The organism is Vreelandella aquamarina, from assembly GCF_020075495.1.
In the GTDB taxonomy this organism is placed as follows: domain Bacteria; phylum Pseudomonadota; class Gammaproteobacteria; order Pseudomonadales; family Halomonadaceae; genus Vreelandella; species Vreelandella aquamarina_A.
On the sequence record NZ_JABYQT010000005.1, the window covers coordinates 93,612 to 112,552 of the forward strand.

Genomic DNA, 18,941 nt, shown 5'->3' on the forward strand with positions numbered 1-18,941 from the left:
CGGCAAGGGCATCAAGGGGTAAAAAGGTCGACGGCCAAACGTGAGACGGGCAGGGCCGTATCGGTTAGTCCTTTGCGCTGTAGATAAGTTTCAAACGCGCCGTAGCGACGCGTATCCAGCGCGGCCGGGCTCAGCGACATACGGCGCTGGATATCCGGCCAGGCAGCTGCGTTGACCGTATTATCAAGCACTGGATGGGTAGCCACCACTAATGCCCAGGCTGCTTCCGGGTTATTCACTATCCACTCGCTGGCTTCTTCCACAGCGATGATAAGGCGTGACCAGGTTTCGCTTTGGGCTGCCAATGAGCTGTTATTGGCAAGCATCACCAAACCGTCATGCCGAGGGACGCCCAGTTCGCCGTAGTGCAGGGTATGGGTGGCAATGCCATTGGCAGACAGCGCCTGTGGCAGCGTGTGATAAAAACCGTCGGCAATGGCATCGATAGTGTCACTGTCCATGGCGCTGACCGTATTGAAATGGACGCTTTGCGGTGTGCGGTAGTCATCGGTCTGGCGTACCGAACGCGGCACCAGCTCATGGATCAGAATATCGGCACCCTCCTGGGTGGAGTAGCCGTAATGAAGCCCTGCCAAGTGGGCGGCGTTGTCCGATTGCTCGGCGCCTTTCACGATTACCGCTGTCAACGGGGTTTCGATCAGCGTGGCTATGCGGGTAATCGGCGCGCCTTGGTGAGCGAACAGATGCAGGAGCGGCTGTCGCGTCAGTGCCAGATCCACTTCGCCGGCCGCCAGCAGTTTGATGGCAACCGATGGGTCGGCCGGTGTCAGCAGCTCTACATCAAGCCCTTGGGCAGTGAATAGACCCCGCGCCTCGGCAACGATCAACGCAGCATGTTGAGGGCTCAGGTACCAGTCCAGCATCAGTGAAACGCTTTTCAAGGGCGGTGGCTCAAGCGGTGGAGGCAGCACCTGCGCGGTAGAGGGTACTTCCTCGGTCTCTTTGCTGCCATCGGCTTGCCACAGCGCTTCTACAACCACCAGGTCGCTATCCAGCGAAAGAGGGCGCTGCTCTCCCGCTGCTTCGGTGTCTTGTGCGTAAGCTGATGAAAATAGAAAAAATATGCACACTATCGTTATAAAAAAACGTAACTGCCCTACACCTGAAAGGCAACGTAGCATAATCACTGACTCCTGATATCAAGTCGGCGGAGTTTAGCCGTCTCGATCTGCTCGTGACTAGTCCTGGATGCGTTGGGCTGCCGTGTTGCGGAGTAAATTTATTGGCAGCATGCAATAATAGGGCTGCATTGATGGTGAGATGGAGAGACATGGACGCGATCTATACGTTCTTTTTAGTGGGTGGTTCGCTGATGGTGCTTAGCATTCTTGCCAGCCGCCTTTCTTCGATGATGGGAGTGCCGCTGCTGCTGATCTTCCTGGGCCTGGGGATGCTGGCCGGCGAGGAGGGCGTGCTCGGGGTTGCCTTCGACGACTACTCGATGGCCTTTGCGATAGGTCACCTGGCGCTTGCCATGATTCTGCTGGATGGCGGGCTGCGTACACGCTTGAAAACCTTTCGCGTAGGTTTCAAGCCGGCGCTTTCACTGGCCACGCTTGGTGTATTCATTACCAGTGCCATCGTGGGCATGATCGCCATGTGGGTGTTCGACCTGACGCTGGTGCAGGGGTTGCTGGTAGGCGCGATTGTCGGTTCGACCGATGCGGCCGCCGTTTTTTCCATGCTGAGCGGTCGGGGAGTCAACCTCAACGAACGGGTAGGGGCTACCCTTGAAATCGAGTCGGGCACCAACGATCCGATGGCCATCTTTCTTACCTTGATGCTGGTAGAACTGCTGGTAGGTGAAATTGGTGGGCCGCTGGATACTCTGGCCTTCTTCGTTTCTCAATTTGGTATTGGGGTACTGATAGGCATCGGCGGTGGCTGGCTAAGCGCCAAACTGTTGCGCTGGCTCGATCTGGCGCCGGGCCTTTATGCCATGCTGGCGCTGGCGCTCGGATTCAGCGTGTTCGGGCTGACCAGCGTGCTGGGGGGAAGCGGTTTTCTTGCCATCTATCTTACTGGTGTCATGATCGGTAACCAGCCTGGGCGTCATCTCAACTTCATTCTTCCCGTGCATGATGGCCTGGCGTGGCTCAGCCAGATTGGCCTGTTCCTGGTGCTTGGCTTGCTGGTCACTCCCAGCCAGCTCTGGAACGTGGCGTTGCCCGCTGGCCTGGTTGCGCTGGCGCTGATCTTCGTTGCCCGTCCGCTGGCCGTACTGATTACCATCAAGCCCTTCTTCAAGTTTCGATGGCGTGAAACCTTGTTTATCGCGTGGGTAGGGCTGCGAGGCGCAGTGCCGATCGTGCTGGCGATCTTTCCAGTCATCGGTGGGGTCGAGAATGCATCACTCTACTTCAACGTGGCATTTGCCGTCGTATTGATGTCGCTTCTTATTCAGGGCGGTTCACTGACGTTGATGGCCCGCTGGCTGAAGGTGGAGGTGCCGGTTGGGACCACACCCAACCATCGAGGGCCGCTTGGTATACTGCCGGATAACGATTTCGAGATGTTCGTCTATACGGTTGAAAACAGCGACCTCGAAGATGTTCCTATCCGATTGCTGCGTTTTCCTTCAGGTGCGCTGATCTCTGCGTTATTTCGTCATCATGCCATGCTGCATCCCAAGGGCAGTACGCGCTTGAAGCTTGGCGACGTAATCTGTGTGATTGGGCGTTCCGAGGATTTGACTGCACTCAACCGGCTATTTAACGGCGATGCAAAGCTGAAGCAGGAGCGTGCCTTCTTCGGTACCTTCACACTCGATGGCATCGCCAACATGAAGGATGTCGCCCAGGCCTATGGCCTGACGCTCAGCCCTGGCGAGCACGATATGACCCTGGCCGAGTTCGTTGCCCTGCGCGTTGGCGGACACCCGGTAGTAGGGGACGATGTGGATTGGCACGGTATTCACTGGGTTGTCAGCGAGATGGAGAAAGGCACGATTACCCGCGTGGGGCTCCGCTTGTACTAATTTCTCTAGAAGGTGTTGACTTCCAAGGAAATACTGATATTATACGCACCCATAAGCCGGAGGGATGGCAGAGCGGTTGAATGCACCGGTCTTGAAAACCGGCATAGGTTAATAGCCTATCCAGGGTTCGAATCCCTGTCCCTCCGCCACTTATCTCGAAAAGCCCCTGATTCGTCAGGGGCTTTTTTCGTTTTCTAAAAGCTGTAACAGCTCTTCCTGGCTTTGTTACCTTCCCCTGCTTGCCAAGCATTCGCACTTGCGCAGATTCTCGTCTGATTCTCCCATCTGCGCGAGATGTCAGCGTAGTTGGCACTTCTTGTAAAGCTACTATCTTGATAGAACAGTTCGAGCTGGCAACCGGCATCCAGCCGCCCCCTCGCGGGAACCGCATGGAAAAGCAAGGAGTGCAAAATGGCATGGCATTTGAAAGGTCTAGGTAGCCAGACGCTGATTATCACAGGTGCAACCTCGGGTATTGGCCTGGCAACTGCGCGCATGGCGGCCGAGCAGGGCGCACGCCTGGTTCTGGCGGCACGTGACGAAAATAGGTTGCGCGAACTCTGTAACGAGATCAGCCTCAACGGTGGCCAGGCCGTCTACGTGGTGGTCGATGTTGGCGATAAAGCCCAGGTTCAAGCAATAACGCAAACTGCCATCGATACTTTCGGTGGCTTCGATACCTGGATCAACAATGCCGGTGTATCACTTTTCGGCAACTTGCTCGATATTGACGAAAAGGATTACCACCGCCTGTTCGACACGACTTACTGGGGCGTCGTGTATGGTTCACTGGAAGCGGCACGCTACTTCAGCAAGCGTTGCGACGGCTACGCGGGAGCAATCATCAACCTGGGCTCGATTGCTTCGGATCAAGCTATCCCTTATCAAGGCATGTATTCGGCCGCCAAGCACGCCGTCAAAGGCTTCACCGACGCCTTGCGCATGGAGCTCGAGCATATTGACGCGCCCGTCTCGGTCACGTTGATCAAGCCGGCCAGTATCGCGACGCCCTTCGCCGAACACGCCGGCAATGTGATGGATACGGAACCGACCCTGCCGCCACCGATCTATGAGCCACGAATCGTTGCACGCAGTATCCTTTACTGCGCCGAACATGCCCGGCGTGATATGTATGTCGGGGGCGGCGGGCGGCTCATGGCCGCGCTGGGGCACTGCGCACCAGGCTTGATGGACAAGATAATGTCAGCGAAGGTGGTCGATCTGCAACAGACCAGCCAGGTGGAGCATCGTCGTCACTTCGCGTTGCAGGAGCCAGCCACCGATATGCGCGAACGTGCTCGATACTCCAGGCATGTTTTCAAGAGCAGCCTTTACAGCAGGGCCTCCAGGCATCCTGTGCTCACCACAACCGTATTGGCTGGCGCGTTGGTCAGCTTGGTCGCTTTGGCTGAGCGGCGCTCGAAGAGCTGAGATTCGATAGCGCCTTGCTTCTTCTGCGCCTTGATGAATCATAGTAGTTAACCCAAGGCATGGCTTGGCAGAGCTGACACGCCGCTAATGATCTCGAATGCGTTTGATGTGTCAGGGGCTTTTGTCGATGCCAACATCTTTGTTTACTTGGAAGGGCTGTGGAGGTGCTTCAACAGAAGGTGTAGGCATCATCTGGTAACTAGTGTTCCCTTTGGGAAGGGGAATGTCTTCCAGAAACTCCAGAGCGCGTACTGGCATGGCAAATTTGATATCACGCTTGTTCAACTCTTCCAGCAGCGTAAAATTGATGGCTTGCTGGATATCCATATAAAGATTGTAATCTCCGCTCAGCACGAAATAGACAACCTCGTATTTCAGAGCATAGTCATCGAACATCAGCAGATGGGCTCTATCAAACCTAGTATGCTTTACGTCTTCAATGGCTTGCTTGATGAGAGGTGGAACCTGTCTTGCCTTTTCCGCGGATGTGCGGAACGACACAGCTAGATTGAAAACAATACGACGCTCTTGCATGCGGCTATAATTATGGATCGTTTGTTGAAGCAGGTTAGTGTTCGAACAAATGACCTGCTCCCCGCTCAAGCTACGTATGCGCGTCGTTTTTAAGCCGATGTATTCAATGGTACCGGCGATATCACCGAAGACAATGAAGTGGCCTGTCTTGAAGGGTTTGTCAACGCCGATGGAGGCAGAGGCGAACAGATCACCCAGCAGTGCCTGTACTGCCAGGGCAATAGCGATTCCGCCTATCCCCAGACTGGCGATGAAAGCAGTGATATCGACGCCCAGGTTCGCCAAGCCAGAAAGTAGCACGACTGCCCATAGTATAATGCGGAACATGAGTGCGACCATGGTGACGGTCAGTTGATTGTCCTGGCCTGCTTTATCTTGAATGATGGTTTCTTTCCAGAAGGCGATAGCAGCATCTACCCAAAGACCGAATTGCAAGGCGAGTACGAGAAACCATAAGTGACTGACCCGAGCGTCCCAGACAGGCCCTAGATCAGCAATGGCAAGGCCGATCTGCAGCGCCATTGCTGCGATGAGCAACTGGCTTGTGTGCCTGAAGACTTCGGCGCCATACTGGCTCCACCGGCCCTTGCCGTTTGATAGCCATGCCACCAGGCGTGCCATGAGAGCGCGCATCATCATTCGCAGCGTAATATAGCTGAGAATGGCAGCGCCTATTACCAGACCGAAATTAATCAAAGCGGTTTGAGATATCCAGGTTTCCCATAGCTCCCTACTGAACATATATCAAAACCTTGTCATATCGAGCGGTTTATTATTATGGTAAATAATTTCGAATAGGCCAGTTTTAAAATACCACCTTTTCCATAAAATTTTATAAAAGTAGCTTTGCCATTTTTTCTTTATCTATGTAGCTTTTGATCTTATCAATTTATAATATTTAGGTTGGCATAGGGCCAACCGTCTTTATAAGTTTCAATTAGAGGCTGATGTAGCATTCTTGGTGGAACACCCTTGGTATGTGGACTATGAAGATGGATCGTACTGTACTGTCTGTCAGTTCGCTTATTATGCAATGAGAATTTTAAATCGAAGCCTTTTCTCGCGGCATGCTGAAAATAAACGCCTTCTCAAGGCGTTCTTGCCGGCGGTAAATCGATATACCCATTTTCTTGGCCAAGTACTGCCATAGAGGCTCACTGACATAAAAGAGAGGCCATTCGCATCGAATTTCCCGGTGGACCACTGCAGCATGTCTTCCGACGCAACCGTCGGTTGCGAACGCAGGAGTAGAACCAGCACCTTCTCGATGCTCAGCTCTGATAGACGACAAGCGGATCGTCCTACGGTCCTTCAGGAAGAGTTCAGGATATGATCTAGGCGCGGCAGCCTAGCGATTCAAGAAGATATTGTACACAGAATTTCTGACCATCCTTTGCAAGTAATGAAATTGCCATCCCTATGCCAGCCTTGCTGACCAAGTTGGTACTGTGTGCAAACGCAGGCCGGAAGCAGAGCGCTGAGGCTAACCATTTTTAATAATCTGGTATTTGAATATTTTTAAAACAAGCACTATCCTGGTTATAAATCATCAGCTTAAATCAATTGCCAGAGAGGGGTTAATATGTTGCATCTTGCGGATTCAAGTTATAACAGGGCTGCTGATTTATAATATATTCTCAACTGGCAATGGCGATAACGGTTTCAAGAGGAATGGTGGTAGACTTTTCTCATATTGATTTACGGACTGGGTGAATACCAAGGAGAGATAATATGGAACATACCCATAAATGTCAGAAATGCGGTAAAAAGTATGTCGTTGAAAAGGAGAGTGAATCTCTGCAAGAACCCACATGTAATACATGTGGAGCGGAAATTTACGACGCAGACACTCAGGCTAATTCCGACATCAATGGCAATGGTGAGGATGAGCACCCTATTGAAAAAGGGTTGCGAAGAGTCACAGACGAAATCACTGGTGATAAAAAGAAAGTTTAACTTTCTCTTCGCGTTTCATTTTTCGATTTCCAAGGCTCTGTAATATTCGCCTCAGATGGTTGGCAATGTGCACATGGTTGCATATGCTAATTTATCTGAGGTTATTTCATTTTTGGATGTCTGGTTGTCGAATATAACTTCTGTGCTACGAAAATATTGTTTATTTAATGCCCTTTTTAGAGAATTGGTTTTTAACATTCTTGATGAACAACAGGTAATGAATTGAAAACTAAAAAGGAGCTGTTTGATTTTTTTGATTTTAATGTAAACGCCAATAGCGTTATCCGATGCCTTGGCTATGCTTAAGTAGTGGGTTTTTCTTTGCTTTTATTGTTATTAGACAAGGAGAGTCGCATGCCACTAAAGGCCATTGCAATTAACTGTACGCTCAAGGCATCACCCGCGGATTCTTCGTGTGGGCGTTTGATCGATGAAACGCTGGAAGAGCTGAAACGTCATGGTGTAGCTGGCCGTCAAATTCGAGCAGCAGATTTCAATATCAAGCCTGGAGTAACGTCGGACGAGGGTGCTGGAGATGATTGGCCTGAGATCCGAAAACAGGTTCTCGAGGCCGATATTCTTATCTTGGGGAGCCCGGTCTGGTTAGGCCACCAATCGAGCATCTGCCAGCGTGTATTGGAAAGATTGGATGCCTTTCTGGAAGAAACTGACGACCAAGGAAGAATGGTTTCCTATGGACGGGTCGCGGGCGTGGTAGCGGTAGGTAACGAAGATGGAGCGCATCATATCATCGCTGAGCTGTACCAAGGGCTTAATGATGTTGGTTTTACCATCCCTGCCAATGCCTGTACTTACTGGGTAGGCGAAGCCATGCAGTCGGTCGATCTCAAGGATCTTGATGAGACCCCAGAAAGTACTCGAAGCGCAACACAGGTGCTTGCTCTTAATTGTGTTCATCTGGCCAAGTTACTAAAACAGCATCAATATCCTGGGCAAACGAATTAAATAGTACTGTCGATAGTTTTGCAACTCGGCAGCTACTGACTAAGCTATGAGAGTACGGCATTGTGCTGTACTGAAAGTAATGGAAGGTAATTGAAAATGGCCATTCTCGAAAAATGTACCGAGTGCGGTAGTGAGGATTTACATATACCAGAAGAGGGTGAAAAGGATCAGTCGATCTATTGCAATGCATGTAATGCAGTGCTGGGTAATAGAGAAAAGTTGATAAAGAAAGAGAAAGAGGATGAAGGTGAAGGAGACCACCAAGTCGAGAAGCTGTTAAGAGGTTTAAGCGGAAAGGAGTGATTTCCAGCTTTTCGAAGCTGCCAGGCCTGATGGTCTGGCAGCCATGCTTTTTTAGGCTTCGACTCATAGCTGGTATTTTTCATTTAAGCTTTTTACAAGCTCGTCAGCTTCAGGCTTTGTTGCACAGCGCTGCCTAACCAGTTCACCATCGCGTTTGTCGGTGTCACGTAAATCAACGATCCACCATTCGGGTTGGGCATCGATTTCAGCACCTTCTGGAACCACTCGATAAACCTTGAACGTCGACATGTCTTGCTCCTTTGTTGCTTGGTTTAATTAAAGGTAGTTGGGAATCCTTCATTTAAAACCTTTTTTCATGCTTGAATAGTGCACATTTTAACAATTGTAGATATTTATCAGTGTTTTGAAATAGTCGGCGTTTAGTGCTAACTTTAAATTTGGTGATGCTTATTGATATGGTTCAAGGAGAAAATGTTATGGAAAACATAAATGGCGAAAACTCCAATAATAATTCAGGCAATAATTCAGACGTTATTGCTATATTGACCGCTGATCATCGAGAGATGCTCGAACTATTGACCCAGGTAGAAAATAATCCTGATGCCAGACAACGGCGGGATTTGGTAGATACTGCAATTGCTGAAGTAATGCGGCATGCAGTGGCAGAGGAGATGTATGTTTATCCCGCCATGGAACAGCATATCGAAAACGGCAAACAAGAAGTCGAGCATGACAAGAAGGAGCATGATGAACTTGTCAAGGTGATGAAAAAACTCGAAGACGTTGATCCGTTACGGCCCGAATTCATGGCGTTGGCCAAAGAGATGGAAAAACAGTTACGTCATCATATCGATGACGAGGAGTCGGAGCAGTTTCCCAAATTGCGTGCCAGCATTCCTGGCGATGAGCTCATCGATCTAGGCGACAAGGTAACCAACGCAAAGAAACTGGCCCCTACACGACCACATCCCAGCGCACCTCATTCGGAGTTGTTTCACAAAAGTGTAGGCCCAGGGGTTGGTATGATCGACCGCCTCTTGGACAAGCTACAGGGGCGCCATACTTGAGGTGACCGCTTTGCCTCTGCCGATTCAAGCCCTGGATACTGGCTGGCAGGGCTTTTTTTATGTCGGAGCAAAAAGTCGTGCATGTATTGACGGATATATGCATGAAAGCTGCAGAGGTGTTAGCTATTGCTTTCGGCATGTACTTGGCTAGCATGAAAGGAGCGGTTGGCTTTCGCCAGCCCGTTCCAGGAAAGCGATCCATGATCAAGGGTTTCATTATCTGTCTTGCAGTGCTTTTCGCACAGCTGGCTGTGTTGCATATCGTTGATGTCAGACTCTATTCACAAGACGCTCGCCCCACAGCCAATACCCCAATGCCAGCGCCAAGAGAAGATGAGCAAGAAAGCTGATCGTAAGAGCGGCTGACCTGGTAGAGCCCGGCTGCCATGAAACGAGTTCGGGAATTGGCCTTTGTTTTCGGTTTGGTGAGGTGAAGCAACGTATCGACGACACTATCTTATCCAGCTAATGATCAATGCGAATGAAGAAGTAGTGTCATGCCGAATATTAGCAGGCTTTGTTATCAAGATAGTTTGCTAAATAAATAGCAAGTTAAGTAAGCAGTCCAGGCTCAGGACAAACACTGAAGCTACGGCAGCAGTGACGATAAACGCTTGCGTCTGGAACTTGGTAACGGCATCCTTGTCTATCATCAGCAATATTATTTTTGGGGAGCATAAACACATGGCTTATAACGACCTCAACACGGCCCATACCCGATCCGGCGGTGTGGCCAATAGCGTCAGCACCAACAAAGTACTGCGCAATACTTACGCATTACTCGCAATGACGCTGCTGTTCTCTGCCGTAATGGCAGGCGCCTCCATGGCCTTGGGAATTCAGCAACTGAACATCTTCGTGTTCTTCATCGGGGCCTATGGTTTGATGTTTCTGGTTCACAAGACGGCCAACTCGGCGGCGGGCCTACTGGCAACGTTTGCGTTTACCGGTTTCATGGGCTTCACGCTTGGACCCATCATTTCAGCCTACTTGACGCTGCCCAATGGCGGGGCATTGATCATGAATGCCTTGGCCATGACCGGGCTGACGTTCTTTGGTCTTTCAGCGGTAGCCTTGACGACCAAAAAGGACTTCAGTTTCCTGGGCAATTTCCTGCTGGCTGGAATGATCGTGCTGGTATTGGCCATGGTGGCGGGTCTGTTTTTACAGATTCCGGCGCTATCACTTATGATTTCAGCCGGTTTTGTACTGTTTGCTTCGGCAGCAATCCTGTTCCAGACCAGCGAAATCGTGCACCGCGCTGGTGAAACGAACTACATTCTTGCAACCGTGACCCTGTACGTCTCGATCTATAACCTGTTTGTGAGCCTGCTGTCTATTTTGGGTATCATGAGCAACGATTGATCGCCAAGCGGTTGATCAACGGGCAGGCCCTACCAGGTAGGGTCTGCTTTTTTTTGGCTATTCAGTTCGAGTAATTTCAATGGAGTATGGTTTATTGGTAATGGGTGCCCCCTATACCAGCCCGGCGCCCCATTCGGCATTACGCTTTGCCCATGCATTATTGGCACGAGGCCATCAGCTTGCAGGAGTGTTCTTTTATCATGAGGGCGTACACAATGCGTCTACCTTGATGGCGCCTCCTCAAGATGAGCTTAACCTGCACAAGGCCTGGGTAGAGTTGCACAATATTTGCCAGGTACCGCTCGATGTATGCATCGCGGCTGCCTTACGCCGCGGTATCATGAGCGAAGCAGAAGCGAAGCGCCACGGCAGGGCATCGTTCAATCTGGAAGCGCCGTTTGAGTTGACGGGGCTCGGTCAATTGTTGACTCTGCAACAACGTTGTGACCGCTTGATCACATTTGGCTGATAGGAGAGTACATGAGCGAGCCAAGCGGCCTGCTGGTCATCATTCGTCATGCCCCATACGCTACCAATCTGCTGCGCGAGGGGCTCGATACTGCGTTGGTGGCCGCCGCATTCGGTCAATCCGTTGATCTACTGTTTCTGGGTCAGGGTGCAATGGCGCTACTGGATGAGCAGGGTGAAGGCGCGCCGGGGCAGAAGGCCACCAGGCCGACCCTGGATATGCTGGAGATGTATGACATAGAAGGGCTGTGGACTTCCCAGGAAACATTGCAGGTACTGGGTCTCAAGCCCTCGTGCCTGATGGGTAACGTCCGTATAGTCGATGCCCAAGGTCTGCCGGATTTTATAGCGACCTATTCGCAAGTTCTCAATTTTTAGCGGAAAGCGCCATGTTGCATATTTTAACTAAAGCGCCCAATAGCGACGCCGCCCAGCAAATGCTTCAAGCAGTAGGTGACGATGATGCCATTGTACTGACTGAAGCCGGCGTTCAAGCAGCACTGCATCGTGAATGGGCTGGCTTTCAGCTGCCCTCAGCGCGTATCTATCTACTGGCGGAAGATGTCACGGCGTGGGGGCTTGACGAAATAGTGATGGATCAAGCCCTGACGATAGTGGATATGGATGGTTTCGTAGCGCTGACAGAGCAGCATGTTCAAACGCTAACCTGGTATTGATATGTCGACAACAGAAATATACCGTTATCTTGATTCAGAAAAAAAAATCGGAATGGACCCTGAGGGTTACTTGGTAGATCAGACACAGTGGTCAGAAGCCGTTGCCGAATTGCTCGCGGATGACGAAGGGCTGACGCTGACCGAAAAGCATTGGGAGATCATCCGTGTAGTACGTGATTTCTACCACCGCTACGAAATGGCGCCAGCCATGCGTCCTCTGGTGAAAGCCACCCGAAATGCACTGGGGGACGAGAAGGGCACCTCAATTTACCTGATGTCGCTGTTCCCGGGCAGCCCGCCGAAACGAATTGCCCGCCTTGCCGGTCTGCCCAAGCCTACCAACTGCCTCTAACGGGCCGGGGTGATCACGCGCTAAGCAATGTCGCCCCGCGTACATACAGAAAGTACCACCGCATCCTCTGCACTGGTGGACACCAGCGCATGGCCCATATCACTGTCAAAATAGATACTGTCGCCTTCTACCATTACCAGTGGAGCGTAGAATTCGGTGTAAAGCATGACATCACCATGCAAGACCATCAGAAATTCCTCGCCATCATGGCGTACCCACTGGTGATACTCTTCAAAACTGCGTGCTCGCACAATGGTCTTGAACGGTATCATGCGCTTTTGTGCCAGCTGATGGCCTAAAAGCTCATGCTCGTAAGTCGGCGTCGGATGCTGCTGGCCCTTGCCTTTACGGGTAAGATCACGCCGCCCCATGGTGTAGCGTTCACGTTTGGGGGGCGTCAGCAGCTGCGGCAAATCGATGTTGAGTCCGGTCGTCAGCTTCTGAACCACGCTGAACGTGGGAGAAACCTGATCGTTTTCGATTTTTGAAAGCGTGGAGCGGGCCAGCCCCGTGCGCTGGCTGACATCTTCGAGCGTCCACTGGTTGGCCAGGCGTATCTGCTTGAGCCGCTCGCCAAGGCATAGTGGTTCAACAAACGCCTTTCGCCCCGAGGCGATACGCAGCGCGGCGTTTTCTTCAGAAGTGGCAGTCATAGTCATCACGTAGCAGACAGCATTGATGGCCATGATATCATAGCCATCAGACAGGAGGCGTGAACGTCTTCTGGCTAGCTATCGGTGAAAGGTAGCCCCAACAGCGCCTTCAGGTGGGCTTCGACGCCGCTGGCCAGAGATTTGGGGTTATAGCCGCCTTCCAGTACCGAGACGACTCGGTTCTCGGCATACAGCGTCGCAATCTCCATGGCCAGGCGTGTCACCCAGTAATAATCTTCGTCATCCAGGCAGAGGTCTGCCATGGGATCGTCACGATGAGCATCAAAACCGGCTGAGATCATTACCAGATCTGGCTTGAAGGCGTGAAGGGCAGGCAGCCACTGCTGCTCGACACGGTTGCGAAACTCGCCACCTTCGGTACCCGCCTCCAGCGGCGTATTCACTACGTTTTTCCACTCGCTGCGCAAATAGCGCCAAGGGTAGAAGGGGTACTGAAAACTGGTGCAGATCAGTACGTCAGGGCGGTCTTTGAGTATATCGATAGTGCCGTTGCACTGGTGTACGTCAAAGTCGAGAATGGCGATGCGTCGGGCGCCGTAAGTATCGCGCGCATGGGCGGCGCCAACAGCAATGTTGTTATAGAAGCAAAATCCCATCGAATCGGTAGCTTCAGCGTGGTGCCCAGGGGGCCTGACGGCACAAAAGACGTTATCTGCCTGACGCTTGAAGACCTGATCCACTCCCTTGATCACTGCTCCCGCGGCCACGCGTGCCGCCTTCAGGCTGTCGGGGTTCATCAGTGTTTCGCTATCGAGTGCGCTGATGCCCTCGCTAGGTACGCATTTTTCAAGGGCGCGCAAATGGCGGGCAGGATGCACCTTGGCCAAGGCATCGAAGCAGGCCTCCTTGGCATCGGCCTGCATGGTCTGCTGGAGTAGTCCGGCAAGCGAAAGGCGGGCACGAATGGCGTCCAGACGTTGGGGGCTTTCCGGATGTTCAGGCCCCATATGATGCAATGAACAGTCTGGATGGGTAAGGTAGGCAGTGATCATTCAGGCGCTCCATTCTAGTGAGGCCACCTTAATCGCCTCCGGGGCTTGCGCGACAGTGTCAATAAGTCGTACACAGTCGTTATCTAATTCAGGGGAGACGCACTCGTGAGCACGCGCTTTTTGCATCATTTCTTTGAACCTCGCACGCTGGCGGTGTTCGGCGCCTCTGAAAAACCGGCGTCATTGGGCGGACTTGTGCTGAGCAACCTTCAGGATGGCGGTTTCAAAGGCAAGTTGTGGGCCGTCAATCCTAAAGGCTATGACCAGGTATTTGGCGCGCCCTGTTTCAAGAGTGTAGCGGATTTGCCGGAAGTACCTGATCTTGCCGTCGTCTGCTCACCCATTGAAGGCGTGCCCGTATTGATCAAGCGACTGGGACAATTCGGGGTCAAGGCGGCGCTGGTACTTTCCGGTGGTGCCTATCTCGACCGCGATGAAGATAACCAGGGGTCGATTCGTGAACGAATGCTCAAGGCAGCCATTGCCTCGGGTATTCGCGTACTTGGGCCCGAGTGCATGGGATTGATCGTACCCGGCAGGAATCTCAATGCCTCTTACGCCAGTCAGCCGGTCAAGGCTGGGCGCGTGGCGTATCTTGGGCAGTCGGGGATGCTGGCCAATGCCATGATCGACTGGGCGGCAGGACGTGGAGTGGGGTTTTCTCATCTGGTCACGGTAGGTGACAGCGTTGACGTTCTGCTGCCTGATCTTATCGATTATGTGAATCAATTTTCCCCGGCCCAGGCCATCCTTCTTCATCTTGAGCGCGTGACCGACGCCCAGCATTTCATGACCTCTGTACGTGATGCGTCGCGCAATCGGCTGGTAGTCGCGATCAAGAGCGGCCGCACGCCCCAATCGGATATTTCCGGCATGGCACCCACGCCGGGAATCGCCAACCGAGATGTCGTGTTCGATGCGGCCTTTTCCCGGGCCGGGGTCGTCCGTGTCAATGACTCTGACGAGCTATTGGACGCACTTGAAACGCTGTCGAGAGTCAAGCCACTGCGAGGCGATCGGTTAGCCATCGTCTCCAACGGCCTGGGACCTGCCATGCTGGCCATTGATAAGCTGATCAGTGCCGGTGGCAAGCTTGCCGTGTTTAGTGGAGAAACCCAGGCAGCGCTGCATAAAAGTCAGGTGGACATGAGCAAGCCGGGTGAAAACCCGGTGGATCTTGGGGGTAACGCATCCGCTGCCAAGTTTGTCGAGGCGCTTGAAATCGTTGCCGCTGACGCGAATGTCGATGCCGTGCTGGTCGTGCATGCACCTACCCGCATGGCGCCTTCAGCAGTGACGGCCCAGGCATTGATTGATAACCGCAAGAAATTTCGGCGCAACTTGTTGACCAGTTGGATGGGGCTGAAAGAGGCGCTTAATGCACGCCATCTGTGCAATGTGGCCGGTATCCCCACGTATATTTCACCCGAAAAGGCGGTAAAGGCGTTCATGCACATGGTAGATTACCAGCGCGTACAGGCGCTTTTGCATGAAATCCCGCCCAGTCTGCCATTTTCGACAAGCAGCGACATCCGCGCTCAATGTCGGACATTGATTGAAAAAGCCAAGGAGCAGGGCAGACAGACGCTTACCCACTCGGAAACATCTCAGGTACTCAAAGCCTACGGTATTCCTGCTGCGCCAAGCGTCTATCTGAGCGGTCCAGAAGAGGCCGAGATAGCGGCGCAGCAGATTCAGGGACCGATGGCACTCAAGGTGATTCACGAAGGCAACTGCCGACCCTACCGATACCGCAAGCATCCACACAAGCTTTCTGCTGGGCTGTTGCAGGACCTGCAGACGCCGGAGCAGGTGGTCGATGGCGTGCGCCAGCTGGGCGAGAAAGTGCAGGAAAAATTTCCCCAGTACGCCATTCGCGAGTACTGCCTGCAGCCCATGCAGCGTGGCAAGCACTCCATGCAGATTTGTGCGGGTATTACCCGGGATCCGGTATTCGGTCCGCTGATCGTCTTCGGGATCGGTGGCTACAAGGTCAATGTCCTGGCAGACCGTCAGGTAGCGCTGCCACCGTTGAACATGAGTCTGGCCGCGGATGTGGTGGGCAGAACTCATGCCGCGTCCCTGATTCGTGAGCATTCCGCCGAGCCCGAGCGCGATATCGCGCGGCTCTGCCAACTGTTGGTGAAGCTCTCGCAGATGGCATCGGACCTGGGCGATTTGCGCGGGCTTGAAATCAATCCGCTGCTGCTCAACCGCGATGGAGTGCTTGCGGTGGATTTCGCCATGGACCTTGGCGCCCCGGCGCGCTTTGCCATCATGCCGTACCCGGAAGAGCTGCGCGAGTGGGTAACGCTCAAGAACGGCTGGCAGGTCGAGGTGCGCCCCATTCGGGCAGAAGATGCACCGCTGATCACCACGTTCCATCGCCAGCTTTCCGAAGAGAGCATCCGGTTTCGCTACTTCCATAATAAATCCAACCTGACCCAGCGCGACTTGTCGATCCTGTCGCATATCAACTATGACCGCCAGATGGCGTTTATTGCCGAGCACCAGCATGCTGATGGCAGCAAGGAGATGCTGGGCGTGGTTCGGGTATGGAACGACCCGGATAACATTCGCACCGAGTTCTCGGTCATCATTCGCGACGATCTTCAAGGGCTCGGGATCGGCAGTCTCTTGATGAAGAAGATGATCGACTACTGCACCCATATCGGCACGCTGGAAATGATCGGCAAGATCATGGTGGATAATCACCCGATGCGGGCCTTGATGAAGCACTTGGGCTTCAAGTGCCGCTATAACATGGAGGAGCAGGTGATTGACGCGGTACTGCGCCTGAACGAGCCGGAAAGCGAGTGGCAGCGCCACCGCCTGGAAAGCTTGCCGGATTGAAACGAGTCCACCTGCCCAATGGGCAGGTGGACTCAGGCGTTAACGGTGAGGCTGACTCAGGGTGCCAGGCGGAACTGGCTCCATTCACCACCATCACGACGCTCGAAACGAATACGGTCATGCAGGCGGCTTGGCTGACCCTGCCAGAATTCGATCATTTCCGGGTTGAGGCGGTAGCCGCCCCAATGGATTGGCCGTGGAATGTCCTGACCTTCATACGCCTGCTCGAAACGCTTCTGGCGCTCTTCGATCCAGTTACGGTCAGGAATGACCACGCTCTGAGTGGCAATCCAGGCGCCCAGCTGGCTGCCGCGCGGGCGGCTGGCAAAGTACTCATCCGACTCATCCGGCGCTACCTGCTCCACAGGGCCTTCGATACGCACCTGGCGGGCCAGCGATGGCCACCAGAAGGTCATAGCGGCAAAGGGGACGTTGTTGAGTTCGCTGCCCTTGTGGCTGTGGTAGTTGGTGAAGAACACCATGCCGCGCTCGTCAAAGCCCTTCAACAGTACCACGCGTGCGTGGGGGCGGCCCTGGCTATCCACGGTGGAAAGCGTCATGGCGTTGGCGTCCTTGTCTTCCTTCTCAATGGCGAGACTGAACCACTCGTCAAACAGTACGAATGGCCCCTGGCCAACCTGCGCTTCATCGAGCCGGCCACCTTCGTAGTCGCGTCGGATGTCAGCAATATGGCGGGTCATTAGCGGATCTCCCTGAAATATTCGTTATATTCGCGACTTGCCAGTGTTGCACAAGCCTTTTTCTTAACGGCCTGTTTGGCGTTGCTGGCGGCTGCGGAAACGGGCATAGGCCATGCAGCTTGCAAAGAGCATCAGCGCTACTACCGCCTCCAGAATACCGCGCCCTGTTTGCCCCGGCACGGCGGCCAGCATGATTCCTTGAGTGACATACAACAGGCTTACGAAAGCGAGCCAGGCGTGCCCGCGTGCGCGCTTGCCGATGATGGACGGCAGAAACAGAATCAGCGGCAGCACGAAAGCAAGCACTGGCCGCCAGTCAAGCTCATCGCCTTGAATCAGAAAGCTGCGAGCGATCACCAGCACGAGCAAGATGACAAGGCTTGCCACCACGCACTGCCTGGCGCGCATGGTCAGCGTGTCCAGGCCGTGGCGCTGCTCGAGCTCGCCTAGCCACTGTTTCATGCCCCTTCCTCACGCATACGGCCAAGCGCCAGGGCCAGCCTTGCCAGGCGCTTGCCTTGGGCGATGCACAGCGCACGCTCCATTTGGTCCACGGAACGATCACTTCGCGCTCCTGCCAGATGACTGGCACCATAGGGCGTACCACCGCCCTGGGTGCTTAAAAGCTCGGTTTCACTGTAAGGGATGCCGGCATATACCATACCGTGGTGAAGCAGAGGCACCAGCATGGTCAGCAGGGTACTTTCTTGCCCGCCGTGGAGGCTCGATGTAGACGTGAAGGCGCAGGCGGGCTTGTCTACCAGAGCGCCATTCATCCAGAGACTGCTGGTGGTATCCAGGAAGTACTTGAGCGGGGCCGCCATGTTGCCAAAGCGGGTCGGGCTACCGAGGGCCAGTGCGCTGCAGTTGCGTAGATCGTCGAGTTCGACGTAGACCGCACCCTCGTCAGGAATCTCGGGGTCGACCGCTTCACAGGTGGGAGAAACAGGAGGAACCGTGCGCAAACGGGCTTGAATACCGGCCACGCTCTCGATGCCAGCAGCCATCTGTCGTGCCATATCGGCCGTTGCCCCGGAGCGCGAGTAGTAAAGAACCAATACGTAGGGAGTCGTGTCACTCATCGTGTTTCCTTCGCTTAGAAAGAAGGCTCAACCAAAGCCAGCTGGGTACTCATGGTACCAGAGCTATCTGCCGGACAGGAGATGTCACCATACGCCCGCTGGTTTCGGGCAGCCTGACATATACCCAGGCAACGTTTCCATCGGCGAGGGTTTTTCTCTCCCGCGTGTAACGATCCCCCAAGCGCTCGTAGCGGTCCAACTGCTCAAGTTCGTCAGGGGTCACGCTGAGCAGCAGACCCTCTACCCGGCTGCCGGGCTGAACGGAAACATCCAGGCCATTTCGGTGGTATCCCTCAAGGGTAGCTACCTGCGGATCACCGGCTCTACCCATCACTATCCAGCGAACAGCGGTATAGCGCAGCGTACCGTAAACGAATACATGGTGAGGACGCTGTTCAACCTGCGAGAAATCATCCGGAGGCGAGTAGAACCATGGACTGAGCATGGTCAACCATAGCCAACTGGCCAGTCCCAGCATCAAAACGCCTGCCACCTGTAGCCACTTTTTAATCCAGACCATATTGTTACCTTGCCGATTGTTAATCATTCAGCTTGGCGCTT

At 53.4% G+C, this 18,941-nt stretch carries 22 protein-coding genes and 1 tRNA gene; 14 read left to right on the forward strand and 9 right to left on the reverse strand.

Going from position 1 to position 18,941, the window contains the following annotated elements; translation table 11 throughout:
• Positions 1-11: 11 nt before the first annotated feature.
• Positions 12-1,001 carry an ABC transporter substrate-binding protein gene (locus HW452_RS09880; RefSeq protein ID WP_224105941.1) on the reverse strand — a complete coding sequence of 330 codons (990 nt, stop codon included), beginning with the start codon at positions 999-1,001 and terminating at the stop codon, positions 12-14.
• A gap of 290 nt (positions 1,002-1,291) precedes the next feature.
• Here HW452_RS09880 and HW452_RS09885 point away from each other — a divergent pair, with 290 nt between their 5' ends.
• From HW452_RS09885 to HW452_RS09895, 3 genes are all read left to right on the forward strand, one after another.
• A complete protein-coding gene (locus HW452_RS09885; protein WP_224105942.1) occupies positions 1,292-2,998 on the forward strand; it encodes a potassium/proton antiporter in 1,707 nt (568 codons plus the stop codon).
• Positions 2,999-3,056: 58 nt separating this feature from the next.
• Positions 3,057-3,147, forward strand: a tRNA-Ser gene (locus HW452_RS09890).
• Positions 3,148-3,409: 262 nt separating this feature from the next.
• On the forward strand, positions 3,410-4,429 hold the full coding sequence (locus tag HW452_RS09895; RefSeq protein ID WP_224105943.1) for an SDR family oxidoreductase: 1,020 nt from the start codon (positions 3,410-3,412) through the stop codon (positions 4,427-4,429).
• A gap of 111 nt (positions 4,430-4,540) precedes the next feature.
• Here the strand turns inward: HW452_RS09895 and HW452_RS09900 are convergent, their stop codons facing one another.
• A complete protein-coding gene (locus HW452_RS09900; RefSeq protein ID WP_224105944.1) occupies positions 4,541-5,704 on the reverse strand; it encodes a mechanosensitive ion channel family protein in 1,164 nt (387 codons plus the stop codon).
• Positions 5,705-6,694: 990 nt separating this feature from the next.
• Here HW452_RS09900 and HW452_RS09905 point away from each other — a divergent pair.
• The 3 genes from HW452_RS09905 (at position 6,695) to HW452_RS09915 (ending at position 8,188) form a co-directional block, all read left to right on the forward strand.
• Positions 6,695-6,919: a hypothetical protein gene (locus HW452_RS09905; RefSeq protein WP_224105945.1), complete on the forward strand. Its 225-nt coding sequence runs from the start codon at positions 6,695-6,697 to the stop codon at positions 6,917-6,919.
• Positions 6,920-7,273: 354 nt separating this feature from the next.
• A complete protein-coding gene (locus HW452_RS09910) occupies positions 7,274-7,885 on the forward strand; it encodes a flavodoxin family protein (protein WP_224105946.1) in 612 nt (203 codons plus the stop codon).
• A gap of 96 nt (positions 7,886-7,981) precedes the next feature.
• Positions 7,982-8,188: a hypothetical protein gene (locus tag HW452_RS09915; protein WP_224105947.1), complete on the forward strand. Its 207-nt coding sequence runs from the start codon at positions 7,982-7,984 to the stop codon at positions 8,186-8,188.
• Positions 8,189-8,251: 63 nt separating this feature from the next.
• Here HW452_RS09915 and HW452_RS09920 read toward each other — a convergent pair whose 3' ends face one another.
• On the reverse strand, positions 8,252-8,437 hold the full coding sequence (locus HW452_RS09920; protein ID WP_224105948.1) for a hypothetical protein: 186 nt from the start codon (positions 8,435-8,437) through the stop codon (positions 8,252-8,254).
• A 188-nt stretch (positions 8,438-8,625) separates the two neighbouring features.
• Here HW452_RS09920 and HW452_RS09925 point away from each other — a divergent pair, with 188 nt between their 5' ends.
• From HW452_RS09925 to HW452_RS09955, 7 genes are all read left to right on the forward strand, one after another.
• On the forward strand, positions 8,626-9,216 hold the full coding sequence (locus tag HW452_RS09925; RefSeq protein WP_224105949.1) for a hemerythrin domain-containing protein: 591 nt from the start codon (positions 8,626-8,628) through the stop codon (positions 9,214-9,216).
• Positions 9,217-9,317: 101 nt separating this feature from the next.
• Positions 9,318-9,566, forward strand: a complete 249-nt coding sequence (locus tag HW452_RS09930) for a hypothetical protein (protein WP_224105950.1) — start codon at positions 9,318-9,320, stop codon at positions 9,564-9,566.
• Between the two features lie 334 nt (positions 9,567-9,900).
• On the forward strand, positions 9,901-10,581 hold the full coding sequence (locus HW452_RS09935) for a Bax inhibitor-1/YccA family protein (protein ID WP_224106094.1): 681 nt from the start codon (positions 9,901-9,903) through the stop codon (positions 10,579-10,581).
• Between the two features lie 79 nt (positions 10,582-10,660).
• On the forward strand, positions 10,661-11,050 hold the full coding sequence (gene tusD / locus HW452_RS09940) for a sulfurtransferase complex subunit TusD (RefSeq protein ID WP_224105951.1): 390 nt from the start codon (positions 10,661-10,663) through the stop codon (positions 11,048-11,050).
• A gap of 11 nt (positions 11,051-11,061) precedes the next feature.
• Positions 11,062-11,427 (forward strand): DsrE family protein, encoded by a 366-nt coding sequence (locus tag HW452_RS09945; RefSeq protein ID WP_224105952.1) that lies wholly within the window; start codon positions 11,062-11,064, stop codon positions 11,425-11,427.
• 11 nt (positions 11,428-11,438) lie between these two features.
• Complete coding sequence (gene tusB / locus HW452_RS09950; RefSeq protein WP_224105953.1) at positions 11,439-11,726, forward strand: sulfurtransferase complex subunit TusB; 288 nt, start codon at positions 11,439-11,441, stop codon at positions 11,724-11,726.
• 1 nt (position 11,727) lies between these two features.
• The gene (locus tag HW452_RS09955) at positions 11,728-12,078 is read left to right on the forward strand and encodes a TusE/DsrC/DsvC family sulfur relay protein (RefSeq protein WP_224105954.1); all 351 of its coding nucleotides are present in this window, start codon (positions 11,728-11,730) and stop codon (positions 12,076-12,078) included.
• Between the two features lie 20 nt (positions 12,079-12,098).
• On the opposite strand, the gene HW452_RS09960 is transcribed toward HW452_RS09955, so the two are convergent.
• On the reverse strand, positions 12,099-12,731 hold the full coding sequence (locus HW452_RS09960; RefSeq protein WP_224105955.1) for a helix-turn-helix domain-containing protein: 633 nt from the start codon (positions 12,729-12,731) through the stop codon (positions 12,099-12,101).
• Positions 12,732-12,805: 74 nt separating this feature from the next.
• On the reverse strand, positions 12,806-13,744 hold the full coding sequence (locus HW452_RS09965) for a histone deacetylase family protein (RefSeq protein ID WP_224105956.1): 939 nt from the start codon (positions 13,742-13,744) through the stop codon (positions 12,806-12,808).
• A 105-nt stretch (positions 13,745-13,849) separates the two neighbouring features.
• Here HW452_RS09965 and HW452_RS09970 point away from each other — a divergent pair, with 105 nt between their 5' ends.
• Complete coding sequence (locus tag HW452_RS09970) at positions 13,850-16,597, forward strand: GNAT family N-acetyltransferase (protein ID WP_224105957.1); 2,748 nt, start codon at positions 13,850-13,852, stop codon at positions 16,595-16,597.
• Positions 16,598-16,653: 56 nt separating this feature from the next.
• Here the strand turns inward: HW452_RS09970 and pdxH are convergent, their stop codons facing one another.
• The 4 genes from pdxH to HW452_RS09990 all read right to left on the reverse strand — a co-directional run bounded on the left by pdxH (position 16,654) and on the right by HW452_RS09990 (position 18,900).
• Complete coding sequence (gene pdxH / locus HW452_RS09975) at positions 16,654-17,298, reverse strand: pyridoxamine 5'-phosphate oxidase (protein ID WP_224105958.1); 645 nt, start codon at positions 17,296-17,298, stop codon at positions 16,654-16,656.
• 63 nt (positions 17,299-17,361) lie between these two features.
• The gene (locus HW452_RS09980) at positions 17,362-17,760 is read right to left on the reverse strand and encodes a DUF2069 domain-containing protein (protein ID WP_224105959.1); all 399 of its coding nucleotides are present in this window, start codon (positions 17,758-17,760) and stop codon (positions 17,362-17,364) included.
• Complete coding sequence (gene wrbA / locus HW452_RS09985) at positions 17,757-18,380, reverse strand: NAD(P)H:quinone oxidoreductase (protein WP_224105960.1); 624 nt, start codon at positions 18,378-18,380, stop codon at positions 17,757-17,759. The genes HW452_RS09980 and wrbA overlap by 4 nt, the downstream gene beginning before the upstream one ends.
• 49 nt (positions 18,381-18,429) lie before the next feature.
• The gene (locus tag HW452_RS09990) at positions 18,430-18,900 is read right to left on the reverse strand and encodes a gamma-glutamylcyclotransferase family protein (protein ID WP_224105961.1); all 471 of its coding nucleotides are present in this window, start codon (positions 18,898-18,900) and stop codon (positions 18,430-18,432) included.
• Positions 18,901-18,941: the final 41 nt, after the last annotated feature.